Origin of the sequence: Pseudomonas nunensis (assembly GCF_024296925.1) — a bacterium.
GTDB lineage: Bacteria > Pseudomonadota > Gammaproteobacteria > Pseudomonadales > Pseudomonadaceae > Aquipseudomonas > Aquipseudomonas nunensis.
This window is the reverse complement of record NZ_CP101125.1, coordinates 3898742-3917836: the sequence shown is the minus strand read 5'-3', so window position 1 is coordinate 3917836 and position 19095 is coordinate 3898742. Positions and strand designations below refer to the sequence as shown.

The 19095-nt window shown below is 60.4% G+C and carries 12 protein-coding genes and 4 tRNA genes; 12 read left to right on the top strand and 4 right to left on the bottom strand.

Features of this window, described 5'->3' with window-relative positions; all coding sequences use genetic code 11:
* Window positions 1–91: 91 nt before the first annotated feature.
* Together NK667_RS16875 and NK667_RS16870 are read right to left on the bottom strand one after the other, a co-directional pair.
* On the bottom strand, window positions 92–1642 hold the full coding sequence (locus tag NK667_RS16875) for an MDR family MFS transporter (protein WP_054615522.1): 1551 nt from the start codon (window positions 1640–1642) through the stop codon (window positions 92–94).
* The gene (locus NK667_RS16870; RefSeq protein ID WP_054054125.1) at window positions 1632–2681 is read right to left on the bottom strand and encodes an HlyD family secretion protein; all 1050 of its coding nucleotides are present in this window, start codon (window positions 2679–2681) and stop codon (window positions 1632–1634) included. Before NK667_RS16870 ends, NK667_RS16875 begins: the two co-directional genes overlap by 11 nt.
* A 219-nt stretch (window positions 2682–2900) precedes the next feature.
* Between NK667_RS16870 and gltX the strand changes: the two genes are divergently transcribed.
* From gltX to NK667_RS16810, 12 genes are all read left to right on the top strand, one after another.
* Window positions 2901–4382 carry a glutamate--tRNA ligase gene (gene gltX / locus NK667_RS16865; protein ID WP_054054123.1) on the top strand — a complete coding sequence of 494 codons (1482 nt, stop codon included), beginning with the start codon at window positions 2901–2903 and terminating at the stop codon, window positions 4380–4382.
* Window positions 4383–4665: 283 nt separating this feature from the next.
* A tRNA-Ala gene (locus tag NK667_RS16860) sits at window positions 4666–4741 on the top strand.
* Between the two features lie 79 nt (window positions 4742–4820).
* Window positions 4821–4896, top strand: a tRNA-Glu gene (locus tag NK667_RS16855).
* Window positions 4897–4948: 52 nt separating this feature from the next.
* Window positions 4949–5024: transfer RNA gene (locus NK667_RS16850), tRNA-Ala, on the top strand.
* A gap of 80 nt (window positions 5025–5104) precedes the next feature.
* Window positions 5105–5180, top strand: a tRNA-Glu gene (locus NK667_RS16845).
* 182 nt (window positions 5181–5362) lie between these two features.
* A complete protein-coding gene (locus NK667_RS16840; protein ID WP_054054121.1) occupies window positions 5363–5902 on the top strand; it encodes a TetR/AcrR family transcriptional regulator in 540 nt (179 codons plus the stop codon).
* Window positions 5903–5934: 32 nt separating this feature from the next.
* Entirely contained in the window at window positions 5935–6768 is an 834-nt protein-coding gene (locus NK667_RS16835) for an alpha/beta fold hydrolase (protein WP_054615521.1), read from the top strand.
* A gap of 48 nt (window positions 6769–6816) precedes the next feature.
* On the top strand, window positions 6817–7254 hold the full coding sequence (locus NK667_RS16830; protein ID WP_054615520.1) for an acyl-CoA thioesterase: 438 nt from the start codon (window positions 6817–6819) through the stop codon (window positions 7252–7254).
* Window positions 7255–7429: 175 nt separating this feature from the next.
* On the top strand, window positions 7430–8389 hold the full coding sequence (locus NK667_RS16825) for a tRNA dihydrouridine synthase (protein ID WP_054054115.1): 960 nt from the start codon (window positions 7430–7432) through the stop codon (window positions 8387–8389).
* Window positions 8390–8509: 120 nt separating this feature from the next.
* Window positions 8510–8956, top strand: coding sequence for an Hsp20 family protein (locus tag NK667_RS16820; RefSeq protein WP_054054113.1), 447 nt, complete (start codon window positions 8510–8512; stop codon window positions 8954–8956).
* Window positions 8957–9145: 189 nt separating this feature from the next.
* Window positions 9146–9844 carry a DUF1266 domain-containing protein gene (locus NK667_RS16815; RefSeq protein ID WP_054615519.1) on the top strand — a complete coding sequence of 233 codons (699 nt, stop codon included), beginning with the start codon at window positions 9146–9148 and terminating at the stop codon, window positions 9842–9844.
* Complete coding sequence (locus NK667_RS16810) at window positions 9841–12522, top strand: DUF805 domain-containing protein (protein WP_054615518.1); 2682 nt, start codon at window positions 9841–9843, stop codon at window positions 12520–12522. Before NK667_RS16815 ends, NK667_RS16810 begins: the two co-directional genes overlap by 4 nt.
* On the opposite strand, the gene NK667_RS16805 is transcribed toward NK667_RS16810, so the two are convergent.
* On the bottom strand, window positions 12519–14210 hold the full coding sequence (locus NK667_RS16805; RefSeq protein WP_249574226.1) for a molecular chaperone HscC: 1692 nt from the start codon (window positions 14208–14210) through the stop codon (window positions 12519–12521). The two genes, NK667_RS16810 and NK667_RS16805, sit on opposite strands and share 4 nt — an antisense overlap.
* Before the next feature lie 1580 nt (window positions 14211–15790).
* Entirely contained in the window at window positions 15791–19069 is a 3279-nt protein-coding gene (locus tag NK667_RS16800; RefSeq protein ID WP_054052913.1) for a sensor domain-containing protein, read from the bottom strand.
* Between the last annotated feature and the right edge of the window lie 26 nt (window positions 19070–19095).

The window sequence follows — 19095 nt, the reverse complement described above, 5'->3', positions numbered from 1 at the left end:
TTTGTGTCGTGCGCCAATTTGCATACGCCACAAAACCTGTAGGAGCGAGGCTTGCCCGCGAAGGCGTCCGAAAGCCCACCGCAATCAACCGCTAATGCGCCTCGCCAGCCTTCAAACCCGCCGGCAAAGCCTTGGTCAGCAACACCGCCAGCATACTGATCCCCAGCGCAATCCCGACAAAGTGAAACGCATCGTTGTAGGCCATGATCGACGCCTGCTGATGCACGATTTCACTCATCTTGCCCAATGCCGCAGTGTCGCTGCCAAACCGGTCCGCCATCGACGCCATGCGCTCCGCGACCTGCGGATTGCTCGGCACAATCGACTCGCGCAAATAATCGAAGTACGTCTTGGTCCGTGCATCCAACAGGGTGGCGAGGAGGGCGATGCCGATCGCGCCGCCGAGATTTCGCAGGATATTGAACAGGCTCGACGCTGATCCTGCGTCCTGGGGCAGGATGTACGCCGTGGCGATCAGCGAGATGGTGACCATGATCAGCGGCTGGCCCAGCGCGCGGATGATCTGGATCTGATTGAACTGCGGCCCGGCGAAATCCGGATTCAACACGCCCGAGGAAAAACTCGCCAACCCGAACAACCCGAAGCCAATCGTGCACAGCCATTTCGGCGGGATAAACTTCATCAGCTTCGGCACCAGCGGAATCAAAAACAGCTGCGGAACCCCCATCCACATGATCACTTCGCCGATCTGCAGCGCGTTGTAATTCTGGATCTGCGCCAGATACAACGGCAACAAATAGATCGAGCCGTACAATCCGACTCCCATCCCCAGGCTGGAAATACTCGATAAACCAAAGTTGCGATTACCGAGGATGCGCAGGTTGATCAGTGGATTGGGTTTGGAGAATTGCACGATCACAAAGGTGATCAAACTGAACAGTGCAATGCTGCCCAGGCTGACGATCAGGTTCGACTCCAGCCAGTCCTTGCGATGGCCTTCCTCAAGAAACACCTGCAAGCAACCGAGGCCGACGCCGAGGGTGAGAATGCCCATGTAGTCGGTGCTTTTGAGTAATTCCCAGTGGGCTTCTTTCTTCTCCAGGCCATACATCAGACCAGCGATCATCAGCAGACCGGGCGGGATGTTGATGTAGAAAATGTATTCCCAGCCCCAGTTTTCCGTGAGCCAGCCGCCAATGGTCGGGCCGATAGAAGGGGCGAAGGTCGCGGTCATGGCGAACATGGCCATGCCTTTGGCGCGGTGATGTTCCGGGAGTTTGATCAGCGTCAGGGTGAACGCCAGCGGGATCAGCGCACCACCGGTAAAACCCTGCAAAGCGCGAAAGACAATCATGCTTTCGAGGCTCCAGGCCATCGAGCACAGCAGCGAGGCGGCGAGGAAGCCCAGCGACACCCACACCGCCAGGCGCCGTGCCGACAGCAGCTGCACCAGCCACGCGGTCAGCGGAATCATGATGATTTCCGCCACCAGATACGAAGTGGAAATCCACGAGCCTTCTTCCAGGGTCGCCGACAGCGCACCCTGAATATCCTTGAGCGAAGAGTTGGTGATCTGGATGTCGAGCACCGCCATGAAGGCGCCGAGCATCACACTCATCACCGCGATCCAGTCCCGCCGGGTCGGTTCCCCAGCCGGGCGGATCAGTTGATCACCGGCCATCGTCAGGGGCGTCTTTGATGTTCACTTTGACGGTGACCGACATGCCCGGGCGGATCTTGCCGTGCAGCGGATTGTCCGCGGCGAACGTCAGTTTGACCGGAATCCGTTGTACGACTTTGGTGAAGTTGCCCGTGGCATTGTCCGGCGGCAACAGGCTGAATTGCGCCCCCGAAGCAGCGAACAGGCTGTTGACCCGCGCTTCAATCGGCGTGTCGCCGTAGGCATCGAAGGTTAGTTCGGCTTTCTGACCGGGCTGCATGTGGCCGATCTGGGTTTCCTTGAAGTTGGCCTGAATCCAGATGTCCTGGTCGGGCACGATCGACAACAGATAAGCGCCAGCCTGCACGTACTGGCCGTTGCGCGCGGCGCGTTGACCGATCAGCCCGCTGATCGGTGCATGGATCTCGCTGCGGGTCAGGTTCAGTTGCGCTTGGGCTAGCTCGGTCTTGGCGTTGGAAATCATCGCGTCGAGGCGTTTGATTTCTGCGCTCAGGGCGTTGACCTGCTGGCGCTGACTTTGCGCGTCGGCCTGGGCTTTGGTCACTTGCGAACGGGCGATGTGGTTATCGGCGGAGAGGGTGGTCACTCGTTCTTCCGAGACGTAGCCGGGTTTGCGCAAGGTCTGGGCGCGGGACAGGTCGATTTGCGAACGACCCAGGCTGGCCTGACTGGAAGCGACTTGCGCATCGCTGGCGGCGATCAGGCTGGATTGTTGGGTCAGTTTGCTTCGGGCCTGCACTTGCTCGGCTTCGCGCATGGCCAGGGCGGCGTTGGCGCGGTCGACGGCGAGGTGGAAATCATCGCCTTCAAGCTTGATCAGCAACTGGCCTTTTTCGACATGCTGGTTGTCCTGCACCAGCACTTCATCGATGCGCGCGCCCAACTGGCTGGAGACGCGGGTGATCTCGCCCTGGACATACGCGTTGTCGGTGCTTTCATAAAAGCGCCCCTTGAAGAACCAATGGGCAAAGAAGCCCCCGGCGATCAACAGGACGATCAGCAGGAAGAAGAACAGGCGACGCTTGAGTTGGGCAGGCATGGGGCAGACTGTAGTCGAGAATTGTAAGGAAAGTTATCAGCAGGCGAATCTGGCATACAGCCGATAAACGGTAAATGCCATCGGCTGATATTCGGCCATTCACCACGGCTTACGGGCGTTGTAGACGCAACCTTGGCTTAAATGCCCTGCTGACTGGAGCCGGGCGGGTATCGCCTGTTACCATTCGCCCTTTGTTTGACCTTTATTTCGAGACTTGCCATGACCACCGTCCGCACGCGCATCGCGCCATCGCCTACCGGGGACCCCCACGTAGGTACCGCTTACATCGCATTGTTCAACTACTGCTTTGCCAAGCAGCACGGCGGTGAGTTCATCCTGCGGATCGAAGACACCGACCAATTGCGTTCGACCCGCGAGTCCGAACAGCAGATTTTCGACGCCCTGCGCTGGTTGGGTATCGACTGGAGCGAAGGCCCGGACGTCGGCGGCCCGCACGGTCCTTACCGTCAGAGCGAGCGTGGCGATATTTATCAGAAGTACTGCCAGCAACTGGTTGAAATGGGCCACGCCTTCCCGTGCTTCTGCACCGCCGAAGAACTGGACCAGATGCGCGCCGAGCAAATGGCTCGCGGCGAAACCCCGCGTTACGACGGCCGTGCGCTGTTGCTGTCTGCGGAAGAAGTCGCCCGTCGTCTGGCCGCTGGCGAACCCCACGTAATCCGCATGAAAGTGCCGAGCGAAGGCGTGTGCGTAGTGCCGGACATGTTGCGTGGCGACGTCGAGATCCCGTGGGATCGCATGGACATGCAAGTGTTGATGAAGACCGACGGCCTGCCGACGTACTTCCTGGCCAACGTGGTCGATGACCATTTGATGGGCATCACCCACGTGCTGCGCGGTGAAGAGTGGCTGCCTTCGGCGCCGAAACTGATTCTGCTGTACGAGTACTTCGGCTGGGAACAACCGGAGCTGTGCTACATGCCGCTGCTGCGTAACCCGGACAAGAGCAAGCTGTCCAAGCGCAAGAACCCGACCTCGGTGACGTTCTACGAGCGCATGGGCTTCATGCCGGAAGCGATGCTCAACTATCTGGGTCGTATGGGCTGGTCGATGCCGGACGAGCGCGAGAAGTTCTCGTTGCAGGAAATGGTCGACAACTTCGACCTGAGCCGCGTCTCCCTCGGCGGGCCGATTTTCGATATCGAGAAATTGTCCTGGCTCAACGGCCAATGGCTGCGTGACTTGCCGGTGGAAGAGTTCGCCAGCCGCTTGCAAACCTGGGCGCTGAATCCTGAATACATGATGAAGATTGCGCCGCACGTGCAGGGCCGGGTTGAAACCTTCAGCCAGGTTGCACCGCTGGCCGGCTTCTTCTTCGCCGGTGGCGTGAATCCGGATGCCAAGCTGTTCGAATCCAAGAAACTCTCGGGTGATCAGGTTCGTCAGTTGATGCAGTTGATCCTGTGGAAGCTCGAAAGCCTGCGTCAGTGGGAGAAGGACAGCATCACCGCGACCATCCAGGCCGTGGTCGAATCCCTGGAGCTCAAGCTGCGGGATGCGATGCCGCTGATGTTCGCTGCGATCACCGGGCAGGCCAGTTCGGTGTCGGTGCTCGACGCGATGGAAATCCTCGGCCCGGACCTGACGCGTTTCCGTCTGCGCCAGGCCCTCGACTTGCTCGGTGGCGTGTCGAAGAAGGAAAACAAGGAGTGGGAAAAACTGTTGGGCAATATCGCCTGATTCCCACCGTACTCTGTAGCAGCTGCCGAAGGCTGCGTTGGGCTGCGTAGCGGCCCCTTATGGCAGCGACACAATCTGTCTGAAAGGGCAGGGCGGCCGAATCGCGAGTGCTGCGCACTCGAACGCAGCCTGCGGCAGCTGCTACAGGACCGGGTATGGCCTCGGATTTATGGGGTTTGGCGGTAAGTGATTGTTATGTCGGCAAAAAACTTTGAAATATTTTAAAAATAAGTTTGACAGCCTTCCGATGCGCCATTAAGATTCGCCCCGTCCTCAGCGATGAGGGGCTATAGCTCAGCTGGGAGAGCGCTTGCATGGCATGCAAGAGGTCGACGGTTCGATCCCGTCTAGCTCCACCAATTTACACTTCAAGGTCTGGCCACACCGGCCTTGAAGCGATCAACACTCAGCGTTGATCAGTTGTATAGAAGGGTTTGCGTCCCCTTCGTCTAGTGGCCTAGGACACCGCCCTTTCACGGCGGTAACAGGGGTTCGAGTCCCCTAGGGGACGCCAGTTTTACAGAAGTAGTGTCGCAAGATGCTGCTCCGCCGCCAGGCGATAAATCGGGGCTATAGCTCAGCTGGGAGAGCGCTTGCATGGCATGCAAGAGGTCAACGGTTCGATCCCGTTTAGCTCCACCAATTTTACAGTTCAAGGTCTGGCCACACCGGCCTTGAATCGATCAGCGCTCAGCACTGATCAGCTGTATAGAAGGGTTTGTGTCCCCTTCGTCTAGTGGCCTAGGACACCGCCCTTTCACGGCGGTAACAGGGGTTCGAGTCCCCTAGGGGACGCCACGATTACCCGCTCTGCGGGATTTATAAGGGTCATTCAATTATTGAATGGCCCTTTTGTTTGTCTGGCGTTTGGCCAATTCTCCTTTTTCTTCAAAACTGTTCTTCAGACCAGCGGTCACACCCATGACTTGCGCAAATTTATTATGCGAATAATATTCTAGTCGTAATATTCGGAGGCAACGATGAACGATAAAAAAGCTCAAACCCGCGAACGCATCCTCAAGGCTGCCAGCGCAGCGCTGATCCAGCGCGGCCCGGCCGAGCCGAGCGTGGGCGAAGTGATGGGGGCGGCTGGCCTGACGGTCGGCGGCTTCTACGCTCACTTCGAAAGCAAGGACGCGATGATGCTGGAAGCGTTCAAGCAGTTGCTCGGCCACCGCCGGGAGCTGATTGCCGACATGGATGCCGAGTTGACCGGCGAAGAGCGCCGCGCATTGGTCGCTGCGTTCTACCTGTCGCGCAAACACCGTGATTCTTCCAGCTCGGCATGCCCGATCCCGGCTTCGGTCGGTGAACTGGGACGACTGCCGGATGAATTCCGTGTGGCATTGAATGAACACGTAGAACTGATGGTCGCGCAGTTGGCGGCCAGTCCGGAAGACACCGACAAAGCCTTGGCCGACATGGCCTTGATGGTCGGTGGTCTGGCTCTGGCGCGGGCGCTGGGGCCAGGCGAATTGTCCGATCGATTGCTGCGCGCCGCCAAATCAGCGGTGCTATGACCTGAAGGCGAAATAGCCTGAGGAGTGGAGCGATGAGCACGTTAAAGTGGGTTCGTGGCGTTAATGGCACCTTGGGCTGGTTCGCACCCCAACTGGTCGCGAGCAAAATGCGCCTGGCGTTTATGACACCGCGCTCGTTTGCCCCCAGTGACTGGGAATTACCGCTGCTGGCGAAATCCGAGCGGATCACCCTGCGCTTTGGCCTCTCGGCGTTGCGCTGGGGGCAGGGCCCGACGGTACTGCTGATGCACGGCTGGGAAGGTCGGCCTACCCAGTTTGCCAACCTGATTACAGCGCTGGTGGATGCCGGCTACACCGTAGTGGCCCTGGATGGTCCGGCTCACGGTCGTTCGCCGGGTCGCGAGGCCAATGTGGTGTTGTTCGCCCGGGCCATGCTCGAAGCAGCCGCTGAGTTGCCGCCCCTGCAAGCGGTGATTGGCCACTCCATGGGTGGCGCCAGTGCGATGCTCGCGGTGCAGTTGGGACTGCGTACCGAAACCCTGGTCACGATTGGTGCTCCGGCGCGGATTCTTGGCGTACTGCGCGGTTTCGCCCGAATGGTCAAGCTGCCGCCCAAGGCGCGTTCAGCGTTTATCCGTCAGGTCGAGAAAGACGTCGGGATGCGCGCTGCGACCCTGGATGTCGCGCACTACCAGCTCGATATGCCGGGGCTGATCGTCCACGCCGAAGACGATCGCTATGTCAGCGCCAAGGAATCCCAACTGATTCACGAAGCCTGGTTCGACAGTCGCCTGTTGCGCCTGGAAGAGGGCGGTCACCACCGAGTGATGGCAGACCCTCGGGTGATTGATGGGGTGCTATCACTGCTGTCCGGCCGCAGCCTTCAGGCGCGGCAATCGGCCTGAGCATCCGTTACACTGCCCCGGTCGAAATTATCTGACCGGGAGTGGGGCATGGGCTGGGATCGGGCAACGCCATTTATCATTGATCTGCAAGTCGGCGCCGAGGACATCGACGGGCTGGGCCACGCGAATAACGCGGTGTACGTGACCTGGCTCGAGCGCTGTGCCTGGCGCCACTCGCAGCGGCTTGGCCTGGACCTGGTCGAGTACCGGCGGCTGGATCGGGCGATGGCCGTGGTTCGGCATGAGATCGATTACCTCGCCGCCGCCTATGAAGGCGATGAGTTGCAATTGGCGACCTGGATCGTCGATTGGGACCAGCGCCTGAAAATGACACGTCACTTCCAGCTCAAGCGTCCCAGCGACAACACCACGTTGCTGCGCGCCCAGACCACTTTTGTCTGCATCGAACTCTCCACCGGCAAGCCCAAGCGCATGCCGGCGGAGTTTATCGAGGGCTATGGCCCGGCGTTGCAAGTTCCTTCGTAGGTGTCTGGGCGGGCCTCTTCGCGGGCAAGCCTCGCTCCTACAGGTTTTGCGGCGTGTAGGAGCGAGGCTTGCCCGCGAAGGCGTCAGCACAATCGCCACCGCCCCGTCTGACGAAATACCTTCTGCACCCTGAAACCAGTAAACTGCCGCACGTTTTTCGTTGAGTGTGTTTTCCATGCAAATTGCTTTGGCGCCCATGGAGGGGTTGGTCGACAACATCCTGCGGGACGTGCTGACCCGCGTCGGCGGTATCGATTGGTGCGTGACCGAATTCATTCGGATCAACGATCAATTGCTCACGCCTGCCTATTACCACAAGTTCGGCCCGGAACTGCTGACTGGCGCCCGCACCGCGTCCGGCGTGCCGCTGCGCGTGCAACTGCTCGGTTCCGACCCGGTCTGCCTGGCGGAAAACGCCGCGCTGGCCTGCGAGCTGGGTTCCGAAGTCATCGACCTGAACTTCGGCTGCCCGGCCAAGACCGTCAACAAGTCCCGTGGCGGCGCGGTCCTGCTCAAAGAACCTGAACTGCTCAACCAGATCGTTGAAACCGTGCGTCGTGCGGTGCCGGCGCATATCCCGGTCACCGCCAAGATGCGCCTGGGTTTCGACAGCCCGGACGGCGCGCTGGTTTGCGCCACGGCCCTGGCCGAAGGCGGCGCGGCGCACATCGTGGTTCACGCGCGGACCAAGACCGATGGCTACAAACCTCCGGCGCACTGGGAATGGATTCCTCGCGTGCAAGACGTGGTCAAAGTCCCTGTATTCGCCAACGGCGATATCTGGAGCGTTGAAGACTGGCGCCGTTGCCGTGAAATCAGCGGCGTGGAAGACATCATGCTCGGTCGCGGCCTGGTGTCGCGTCCGGACCTGGCCCGGCAAATCGCCGCTGCGCGCGCCGGTGAAGAAGTGGTCGAGATGACTTGGGCGGAGTTGTTGCCGCTGATCCAGGACTTCTGGCTGCAAGCCAAGGCGCAGATGACGGCCCGTCAATCGCCGGGACGCTTGAAGCAGTGGCTGGCGATGCTGACCCGCAATTATCCCGAAGCGGTGGAGCTGTTTACCGTCCTGCGGCGTGAAACCGAGCTCGATCAGGTTTCGCGTTTACTCGGCCTGCAAGTCGCCGAAGCGGCCTAAAAAAATCTGAAAATAATCTCTTGAAATGCAATCAGCGGTCCCTATCTAAGGGTTACGCGATGCCGAATTCGGGTCGCGGAGACAAAAAACCTTGCTGATTGTTTTCAGGAGATTTGAACCATGAGTACTGCATTTTCCCTCGCACCACTGTTCCGTTCCTCGGTAGGCTTCGACCGTTTCAACGACCTTTTCGAAACCGCCCTGCGCAACGAACCTGGCAGCACCTACCCACCGTACAACGTTGAAAAGCACGGTGATGACCAATACCGCATCGTTGTCGCGGCCGCCGGTTTCCAGGAAGAAGACCTGGAGCTGCAAGTCGAGAAGGGTGTGCTGACCATCAGCGGCGGCAAGCGTGACGCCAATGACAGCGTGACCTACCTGCACCAAGGCATCGCCCAGCGTGCGTTCAAGCTGTCGTTCCGTCTGGCGGATCACATCGAAATCAAGGCTGCCGACCTGAGCAATGGCCTGTTGAGCATCGACCTGCTGCGGGTTGTTCCAGAAGAAGCGAAAGCCAAGCGCATCCCGATCAATGGGACGCAGAAGCCGGCGCTGCAGCACTGAGTGTCATGCGCAGAAATAGATTCGCGTGATCCCGCTGTAACCCGCTAAATGAAGGCCCCGACGTGTCGGGGCCTTTTTATTTTCCAGCAAAAAACGAAATGCATACTTTGCTGCCTTGAGCCGGTTTCTCTACAATCCGCGCAGTTTTGCCGACTCCCATTCTGCCTGGTCGGCCCGGAGCTTTTTTTCATGGAAGAGATACAACAGCGTTGGCTATGCGGTCTTTCCGCGCCAATGGTTGCCCTCAATCCTCGTGCCGAATACGACGAGCCCGCGTTCTATTCCGATCCGGAATTTATCGACCTGCAATGCAGCTGGGGCATCAATGACCGGCCACAGTTGTTGGGCATGCTCGAAAGAATGACCGATAACGGTCACGCCACACACCTCGAAGCAGCCTATCGCTCATGGCAACGCTGTTTGCCCGGTGAATGGCAGGCGTTACTCCAGACACTGGAACCCCGTGAGCGCATCTTGCATGAGTTTGCCAGCCGTACCTTTGAGGGCTGCGGTTCGGGTGGTATCCAGGCGTGGGACTTGGGGCGCATGGGGTTTCTGTTGCGATGTGCGGTGCGCAACGGGTGGATCGATCTTCCCGAGAGCCTCTGGCTGCATTGGCGTCTGGCCGTCAGGGCGCAATATCACTATGACGACTGGTTTGCCTATTTCAACGGATTCCTGACCGGTCGCGCGTTCTGGGGCTGCCTGAGCAGCAGTGACGATACGCTTGCTTACGAACTGGACCGACAAGGTGAATGTTCGAGCAGTCTGCGCATCGCTCGCGGCCTGAGCCAAAACATGCCGGTTTTCCTGGCCGGCTTGCCTTGGCACCTGGAGCTTGATCCGCCGCAGCGCCCGGCATCTTTAGGGGAGTTCGACTGGTCATGACTTGCTGGATACGTCTGGGCATAGAGCCCACCAAAGACCAGGCACTGATTCGGGATGCCTACCGCGCGCGTCTGCCTCAGCATCATCCGGAAAGTGATCCCGAAGGCTTCCAGGCACTGCGTGAAGCCTATGAAAGTGCCAACCGTTTCGCCCGGCAGGAAGAGGACGACGTAGAAGAGGAGGGTGCGGGCATCCCTGAGATGCCGCAGACCCTGGTGGATTTTTACGCGTTGCTCCAGGACCCGGCGCGGCGTTTCAATCCGCAGGCCTGGCAAGCCTTTGTCAAAGCGCTGGATCAATTGCCGCTGGACGCGCTCGATGACCTCAGTTGGGGGCTGTTCCACCCATTGGCCAACGCTGGCCCTTTGTCGTACCGCTGCGCGAATCTGTTGGCGCAACGGTTGGCCTGGGAACAGCAATTGCTGGATCTGGAGTTCGACCAGGCGAGAGAAGTCGAAGCGTTCCTGCAGCGCATCAAGGGTCCCGATCCGTTCGACACGGCGCTGATGGGCGATTGGCCCGTGCCTGTGCAAATCGAAACCCTCTGGTATGCCCGCAGCCTCGACTACATCTTCCAGCATCGTCCTCTGCATGAGTTCGAAGACTTCGCCAGCCACCACACCTGTGTGCCGCTGCCGGCAGATGACGCATTCATCCAGCGTCTGCTGGTGCAGTTCACCCAGGCGGGTATCGGCGGCGTCGGTCTGCGGCAACAGTGCGCCGAGCAACAGGCGCAAGCCCCTGACGATGTCGACTGGCTGTATCTGCTGGCCTGCCAAAACAGCTTGCTGGGCCTGGAGGATCAGGCGCTGCCATGCTGGATCCGGTTGTGGCAAGAACATCGCCACCCTAAGGCCGAAAACCGTTTGCTGGAACTTTGCGCCAAGCGCCAGCCGGACTTTTTGGCGCTGCTGATCCAGGCATTTGACCGTCTGGAGAATGTCCGCGCCTGGCCCGCCAACCTTGCCGATGGCAGCCAGATCTATGGCAGCCCTTCACAACGTCCCGAGACGCTGGCTCGCTGGCTTGGAGTCGGGCAACTCAACCTGCAAGGCTTGCCGGCTGCCTTTGTCGATTGGCGCATGACCGGGGATGAGCTGCCTCTGCTGGCCTTGCTGCTAGGCGAGGCTGCGGATTCCCGTTTGCAGCAGCTGTACCAGCATGCCTGGGCCTTGCGCCGTGGCGATGTGGGGTTGTTGCAACAAATACTCGACGAACCGCAGCCGGTCGATGCCCTCGAAGGCCTGGTGCTGCGCGGGTTCAAGTATCAGGCCGAGCAGCAACTGTGCTGGCTGAATCAGGCGCCAATCCCGTTGGCGATGAAGGCGTTCCTCAGCAGTCGTTCGGTTCAGCCGCAACTGGCCGAGGAGCTGACAAAGGACGAACCGCACAACATTGGCCGCCTCTGGTTGCGCAGGCTGCGGCCTTACGATCAGTCCGCGCTGGTGCGGATCGATCAGGCGTTCGATCTGCAAGACGCGCAAGCGGACGTGGACTTGCGCGGTTTGAGCCTGCTGGTCCAGTTGGAGCAACGCGGCGTGGTATTGCCGGCCATTGCCCAAGGCGAGTCGATGTGGCAATGGCACGCTCAAACGATGTTCCTGCTGACATTGCTCGACCAGCCGGAACGTTGGCTGGCGTTGATCGATTCGGCCTGCCTGGAGCGGCTGGACGTCAACCCGGCTCATCCTCTGAGTCGGCTCCAACCGCTGCTGCGGCGTTTGCAACGCGAACAAGGGAGTTGCAGCGGTTTACTGGGTTGGTTGCAACCCAGCGATCCGGTGCATGGCTTGCTCGTGCAAAAGCTGTTCAACGTACAACAGGCCCTCGACAGCGCGGCGCTGCCGGGTAATGCGCAACTCTATACCTGCATTGAAAGCGATCCTGACGCCTGCGGCGAAGATGTATTGGGGCTGATGTTGCTCTGGGGTGTGCTGTATCACGATCCGACGCTGAATGCCGAGCAGCACCGCGCGCTGTTGCAATCCATCGCCGCCGTCAGTTGCGAAGATGAATGGTTCGAAGGGTTCCGCAATGGCTTGATCAAAGGCGAGCCGGTGTGGCCGCCTGAAAAAGTATTGGCGGATTTCGGTGTCGAGAAACTGGTGGTTTATTCACTCCTCGATACGCTGAAAAGCCTGGTCCGTCATGGCGCGGCAGGGGTGCCGCGGAACAAGGTGCTAAGCATCTTGCAGTACGGCAAGGATGACACCGCGAACAGCGTGGGCCTGCGTCTGGCGCTAACCGCCCTGCTGTCCTGGAACGAACGCCTGCTGCTGGCCAACAGCGACACTCGGCCTGTGCCGGCCACTGCGTTCTGGCGTCTGGGTTCCCGGCTCGGGCGCAAGGCGTTTATCGGGCAGGTGCTGGGGTGTCTGTTGATCACCCCGTATCTGGCGTTGATGAGCGGCACTGCGCTCTCGGGCATTGGCGTGTTGTTGCTGGGCGTCGCGTTGTTGCTCGGCGCGATTCTGCGTCGACTGCATGACATGGGGCGCGGGATTCCCACGCTGCTGATTTTTGGCTGTCTGTCGCCAGTGCTGCCGTTCATGCCGTTGCTGTTGTTCGGCTTTCCCGGCGACAAATTGCCCAACCGCTACGGCGTGCCACCGGACAGCGGCGGTGAAGACACCTTGTCCGGCGGTTTGCAGGTGGCCTTGCGGCGGCTTAACGACTAAAGGCGCAGTTCATCCAGGGCTTTATTGAGCTGTGAGCGATGGCTGGCAATCTCCACCGATTGCTGGCCACCGAGCACGGTGGTGAAGGTATCCAGCCAATCAGCAATCTGTTCGCGCTCGTCACCCAGGCTTTGCGCCCAGGCTCGCTCCAGGCGCGCCAGCAACGTGCGGTTGGGCAGGGTATCGCGTGGGTGGATTTTCAGGGCGCTGAGCCGTTCATGGCTATTTTGCCGCGACTGCGGGTCGAGCCCGGTGGGGCTGCGGTCGATGCTGTGGCTATGACGCTCGCCGCTGGCCAGCAGGGTGACGTCGACTTCAAGCAAGCCGTTGATGTCGTAGCTGAAGCGCACATCCAGCGCTTCGGTCTGCTCGCTGGGTGTCAGCGCGACGTCGAAGGCATCGATGAAAATATTGTCCCGCACCCACGGCCGCTCGCCTTGGTAGACCTCAATGCGGATCAGCGTTTGCTGGGGATGAGTCGTGTAAAAGCGTTTCACCCTGGACGTCGGGATCACCGTATTGCGCTCGATGATCGGCGAGAAGGCGCCGCTGACGTCTTCACCGCGATTGGTCGAGATGCCCAGGGTGTAGGGGCAGACGTCGGTCAGGATCAGTTCTTCGATGGCACTGTCCCGGGCCTTGCACGCGGCCTGGGTGGCAGCGCCCAGCGCGACAATCGTGTCCGGGTCGAGATGGCGATAGGGCAGGCGCCCGAACAGCGTCGCGACCATTTGCTGCACCGCCGGCATCCGCGTGGCACCGCCGACCATCACCAGGCTGTCGAGGTCCCTGGGCTTGAGCCGGGCATCGCGCAGCGCTTGCTCGATGGGCGCGCGTAACCGGGCGAGCAGCGGCTCCCAGATGTTCAACGCCGAGGCTTCATCCAGCGACCATTCGCGCAATGCACCAGCACCGTTCCAGCTCAGGTGCTGGGTGCCTTCACCGAGTTTGCATTTGAGTTGTTCCAAGGCATCGCCGAGGCTGGCCAAGCCCTGGCCATCGATCATTTGCGGGGTGAGTTGCCAGTCTTTCAGGCAGGCTTGCAGCAGCGCGGCGGTGAAGTCTTCGCCACCGAGGAAATTGTCGCCGGTGGAGGCATGCACTTCGATCAACGGCAGGGCATATTCCAGCACCGTGACGTCGAAGGTGCCGCCGCCCAGGTCGAATATCAGCGTGCGTTCGAACTTCTGCTCATGCAGCCCGTACGCCATGGCGGCGGCGGTCGGTTCGTTGATCAGCCGCGACACGTTCAGGCCAGCCAGCTCGGCGGCAAACAGCGTGCGCTTGCGTTGCTCGTCACTGAAATACGCCGGTACCGAAATCACCGCCTCGTGCACCGCGTGGCCGAGCCAGGCTTCGGCGTCCTGCTTGAGCGAACCGATCACCAGCGCCGAAAGTTCTTCCGGGCTGAATTGCCGCCCGCCCAGTTCGAACTGTTTGTCGCTGCCCATAAAACGCTTGAACGCCGCCACCGTGCGCTCCGGATGCGTGGTCAGGCGCGCGCGGGCAGCCTTGCCCACCAGAATGCTGTCGTCTTCATCGAGACTGACCACTGAGGGGGTGAGGACATCACCGAGGGCGTTGGGAATCAACTGCGCCCGACCGTCCTGCCAGACGGCGATCAGGCTGTTGGTGGTCCCAAGGTCGATACCCAGCAAGGCTGGGCGGGGGAGGGTTGCATCCTGCATGGTTGATCTCTTTGAGGCGGCGCAAAAAACGCGACCCTACAGGCTGAGACAAAAACTCGCAATTCCCGGCCCCGTAGCAGCTGTCGAGCCCCAGCGAGGCTGCGTTCGGCGGCGAAGCCGTCGTAAACCCAGCGCACGCGGTTTACCTGATACACCGCGTCGTATGAACTCACGACGGCTTCGCCGCCGGACGCAGCCTCGCCGGGGCTCGACAGCTGCTACGGGGGATTTATTTGAGCAAACTCTGAAACGCCTCCACCGGCGATCAGGCTATTGGTGGTCCCAAGGTCGATACCCAGCAAGGCCGGGCGGGGGAGGGTTGCATCCTGCATGGTTGATCTCTTTGAGGCGGCGCAAAAAACGCGACCCTACAGGCTGAGAGAAAAACTCGCAATTCCCGGCCCCGTAGCAGCTGTCGAGCCCCAGCGAGGCTGCGTTCGGCGGCGAAGCCGTCGTAAACCCGGCGCACGCGGCTTACCTGATACAACGCGTCGTATGAACTCACGACGGCTTCGCCGCCGGACGCAGCCTCGCTGGGGCTCGACAGCTGCTACGGGGGATTTATTTGAGCAACGTCTGAAACGCCTCCACCGGCGATCAGGCTATTGGTGGTCCCAAGGTCGATACCCAGCAAGGCTGGGCGGGGGAGGGTTGCATCCTGCATGGTTGATCTCTTTGAGGCGGCGCAAAAAACGCGACCCTACAGGCTGAGACAAAAACTCGCAATTCCCGGCCCCGTAGCAGCTGTCGAGCCCCAGCGAGGCTGCGTTCGGCGGCGAAGCCGTCGTAAACCCAGCGCACGCGGTTTACCTGATACAACGCGTCGTATGAACTCACGACGGCTTCGCCGCCGAACGCAGCCTCGCCGGGGCTCGACAGCTGCTACGGGGGGGTATTTAAGCAACGTCTGAAAAGCCTCCACCGGCAATGGCCGGCTAGACGGCGATCAGGCTGTTGGTGGTCCCAAGGTCGATACCCAGCAAGGCCGGGCGGGGGAGGGTTGCATCCTGCATGGTTGATCTCTTTGAGGCGGCGCAAAAAACGCGACCCTACAGGCTGAGACAAAAACTCGCAGTTCCCGTCCCCGTAGCAGCTGTCGAGCCCCAGCGAGGCTGCGTTCGGCGGCGAAGCCGTCGTAAACCCAGCGCACGCGGTTTACCTGATACAACGCGTCGTATGAACTCACGACGGCTTCGCCGCCGGACGCAGCCTCGCCGGGGCTCGACAGCTGCTACGGGGGATTTATTTGAGCAACGTTTGAAACGCCTCAACCGGCGATCAGGCTATTAGTGGTCCCAAGGTCGATACCCAGCAAGGCTGGGCGGGGGAGGGTTGCATCCTGCATGGTTGATCTCTTTGAGGCGGCGCAAAAAACGCGACCCTACAGGCTGAGACAAAAACTCGCAATTCCCGGCCCCGTAGCAGCTGTCGAGCCCCAGCGAGGCTGCGTTCGGCGGCGAAGCCGTCGTGAAATCATACAGCGCGGTGTATCAGGTAAACCGCGTACGCTGGGTTTACGACGGCTTCGCCGCCGGACGCAGCCTCGCTGGGGCTCGACAGCTGCTACGGGGGGGCGTGATTTATTTGAGCAATGTCTGAAACGCCTCCACCGGCAATGGCCGGCTGTGCAGGTAGCCTTGATACAAATGGCAACCTAATCCCTGCAAAAACTCCAGTTGCTCTGGCGTCTCAACCCCTTCGGCAATCACTTCCAGTGCCAGGCTGCGCGCCATGGCGACGATGGCGCGGATGATTTCGGCGTCGTTGGGGTCGGTGGTGGCGTCGCGGATGAACGACTGGTCGATTTTCAACGTGTCCACCGGCAGGCGCTTGAGGTAGGTCAGCGAAGAATAGCCAGTGCCGAAGTCGTCCATGGCAAAGCTCACGCCGAGTTTTTTCAAGCGGCGCATTTTGTTGATGGTGTCTTCCAGGTTCTGGATGACGATGCCTTCGGTGATTTCCAGTTTCAGCAGCGAACAAGGCAGGCCATGGCTGCTGAGGCTGCGTTCGATGCGTTCGACGAAGTCGTTCTGGCGGAATTGGCGTGGGCTGATGTTCACGCACAGGCTGAAATTGAGCGGGTCAATCAAGCCCTTGGCGATCAATTGTTTAAAGGCATCGCAGGCTTCGTCGAGGATCCAGGTGCCGACTTCCAGAATCAGCCCGCTGTCTTCCAGGACCTTGATGAATTCAGTGGGCGATTGCGCGCCGAGTTCCGGGTGGTTCCAGCGCACCAGTGCTTCGGCGCCGATGATGCGGTTGTCCTGGGCATCGACCTGGGGTTGGTAATGCACGCTGAATTCACCCCGGGAAAGGGCCAGGCGCAGGTCGGTTTCCATGCGCAACCGTTCACTGGCGGCCTTCTGCATGGTGTTGTGATACATCTGCGTGGTATTGCGCCCCGAATCCTTGGCCCGGTACAGGGCAATGTCGGCGCGCTTGAGCAGGTCGGTCGGGGTCGAGCCGTGATCGGGAATCAGCGCGATGCCAATGCTTGGCGTGACTTGCAGGCGCTGGCCGTCGAGGAACATCGGTTCCGAGAGCAATTCGCGCAAGGTGTCGGCCAGATCCCGAACCTGCTCGCTGACTTCGCTGCGCGAACCTTCCAGGCCGCTGAGCAGCACCACAAACTCGTCACCACCGAGGCGCGCTACGGTGTCTTCCATGCGCACGCTGGCTTCGAGGCGCGCGGTGATGATCTTCAGTACCGTGTCGCCGACCGGGTGACCGAGGGAGTCGTTGATGTGCTTGAAGTGGTCGAGGTCGAGAAACATCAAGGCGCCACGCAGGTTGTGGCGCTTGAGCAGGGCAATCTGCTGGCTCAGGCGATCCATCAACAGTGCGCGGTTGGGCAGGTTGGTCAGCGGGTCGTGGTAGGCGAGGTGACGGATCTGCGCTTCGGCGTTTTTCAACAGGCTGACGTCGCGAGCGGTCAGCAGCAGGCACGCGGTTTCGTTGAGGGTGATCGGTTCTACCGAGACTTCGACGGTGAGCAGTTCCCCGCGTTTATTGCGCCCGAGCATCTCCTGGTGGTGCACGCGACCCTTGATCTGCAACTCGGCCAGCAGCGACGAACGTTGTTTTTCTTCCGCCCAGATGCCGACTTGATACACGGTTTTGCCGACCACTTCATCGGCGCGATAGCCGGTCAGGCGGCAGAAACCGTCGTTGACCTCCAGATAGCGCCCGGTGTCGCGTTCAGTAATGGTGATGGCGTCGGGGCTGGAGTGGAACGCCTTGGCGAATTTCTCTTCGCTGGCCTTGAGCGCCGCTTCCGAACGCTGTTGCTGGGTGATGTCGCGCAGGGTGGTGACGATGCACGGTTGTTCGCCGACGCTGATCTGTCGGCTGGAAATCACACAGGTCAGGGTTTGCCCGTCCTTGTGCTGAACGAGGATCGCGACGTTGCTCAGGCCTTGCTCGCGGATCACTTGCTCGATCCGTTGCAGGCTTTTCGCTGAAGCGTCCCACAGGCCGATTTCATCGGCGCTGCGGCCGATCACGTCGTCGGTGGTCCAGCCGAAAATCTGGGTGAAACTGGAATTGATCTCGATGAACTGGCCACTGTCCTGGCGAGTCACGCAGATCGGGTCGGGGCTGACCTGGAACAGCGTGGCGAATTTCTCCTCCGAGGCCACCAGTTGCTGCTCGCGTTCGACCTGATCGGTGATGTCCAGCAGGGTACCGGCCATGCGCAGCGGCTGGCCGTTTTCATCGCGATAGAGCCGCGCACGGCTTTCCAGGAAGCGCGAGCTGCCATCGGCCAATTGCACGCGATAGGTCAGTTGATAATTGCCGGCCGGGCCTTCGCGCAAGCTGCGGTAGGCATTGCGCATGCTGTTGCGTTCTTCGCCGGGCACGCCTTCGAAGAATTCATCGAAGGCTTCATGGAATGGCTTGGGCTCCATGCCGTGCAGCTGTGCCGCCCGCGCCGAGCCGTAGAGCATGCCGCTGGGGATGTGCCAGTCCCACGTACCGAGCTGCGCCGAGTCCAGAGCCAGGTCGAGGCGTTCCTGGCTGTCCTTGAGCGCATGTTCGGCGGCTTTGCGTTCAGTGGTGTCGAGGAACGTACTCAACAAATACGGCTGGCCTTCGAGCTCGACCTTTTGCGCGCTGAGAATGCCATCGTGGACCTGGCCGTTGCTGGCGCGAAACTGCACTTCCATGTTGATCAATTCGCCCTTGGCCTTGGTCGCCTTGACCAGCAATGCACGTTGCTCAGGATGCACCCACAGGCCCAGTTCCAGAGTGGTGCGGCCAATGACGCTTTGCACCGGCCAGCCGAACAGGCTTTCGAAATATTGGTTGGCCTCGCTGATCAAGCCGTCTTCCTGACGGGTCAGCAGCACCATGTTCGGGCACAGATGGAACAGCGTGGCGAAGCGCTTTTCCGAGCTGCTCAGGGCCTGTTCCCGCTGCCGCTGGTGGGTGATCTCGCGAATCACCCCGATCATTCGTGGCCGGCCGTGCTTGTCCGGCAACAGGCTGCCGTTGATCTCCAGCCAGTGCAGACTGCCGTCGGGCCAGCGGATGCGGTGATGCATCGCCTGTTCCAGCGGAGCGCCGGCGATCACCTGATGGAACGCGCGAATGGTTTTCGCCCGGTCTTCCGGGGGCAGCAGGTCCAAGTATTCGAGGTCCGCCGGCAAGGGCTGCTTGGGGTCGAAACCAAACAGTGCCTGGGTGCCCCGGGACCAACTGATCTGCCCGCGTTCGATGTCCCAATACCACGCCCCCAGGCGCGCGCCGTTCAGCGCGGCCAACAGCTGCGGCGCGCTTTCCCAGCTCTGCTCCGACCGCTGCGGGTCAATGGCCTGAATACGCGGCATCGGCGGAATACGGTCAACAGATTTGGGCATTGGCAGCAGGCCTTGGGCTGAATGGG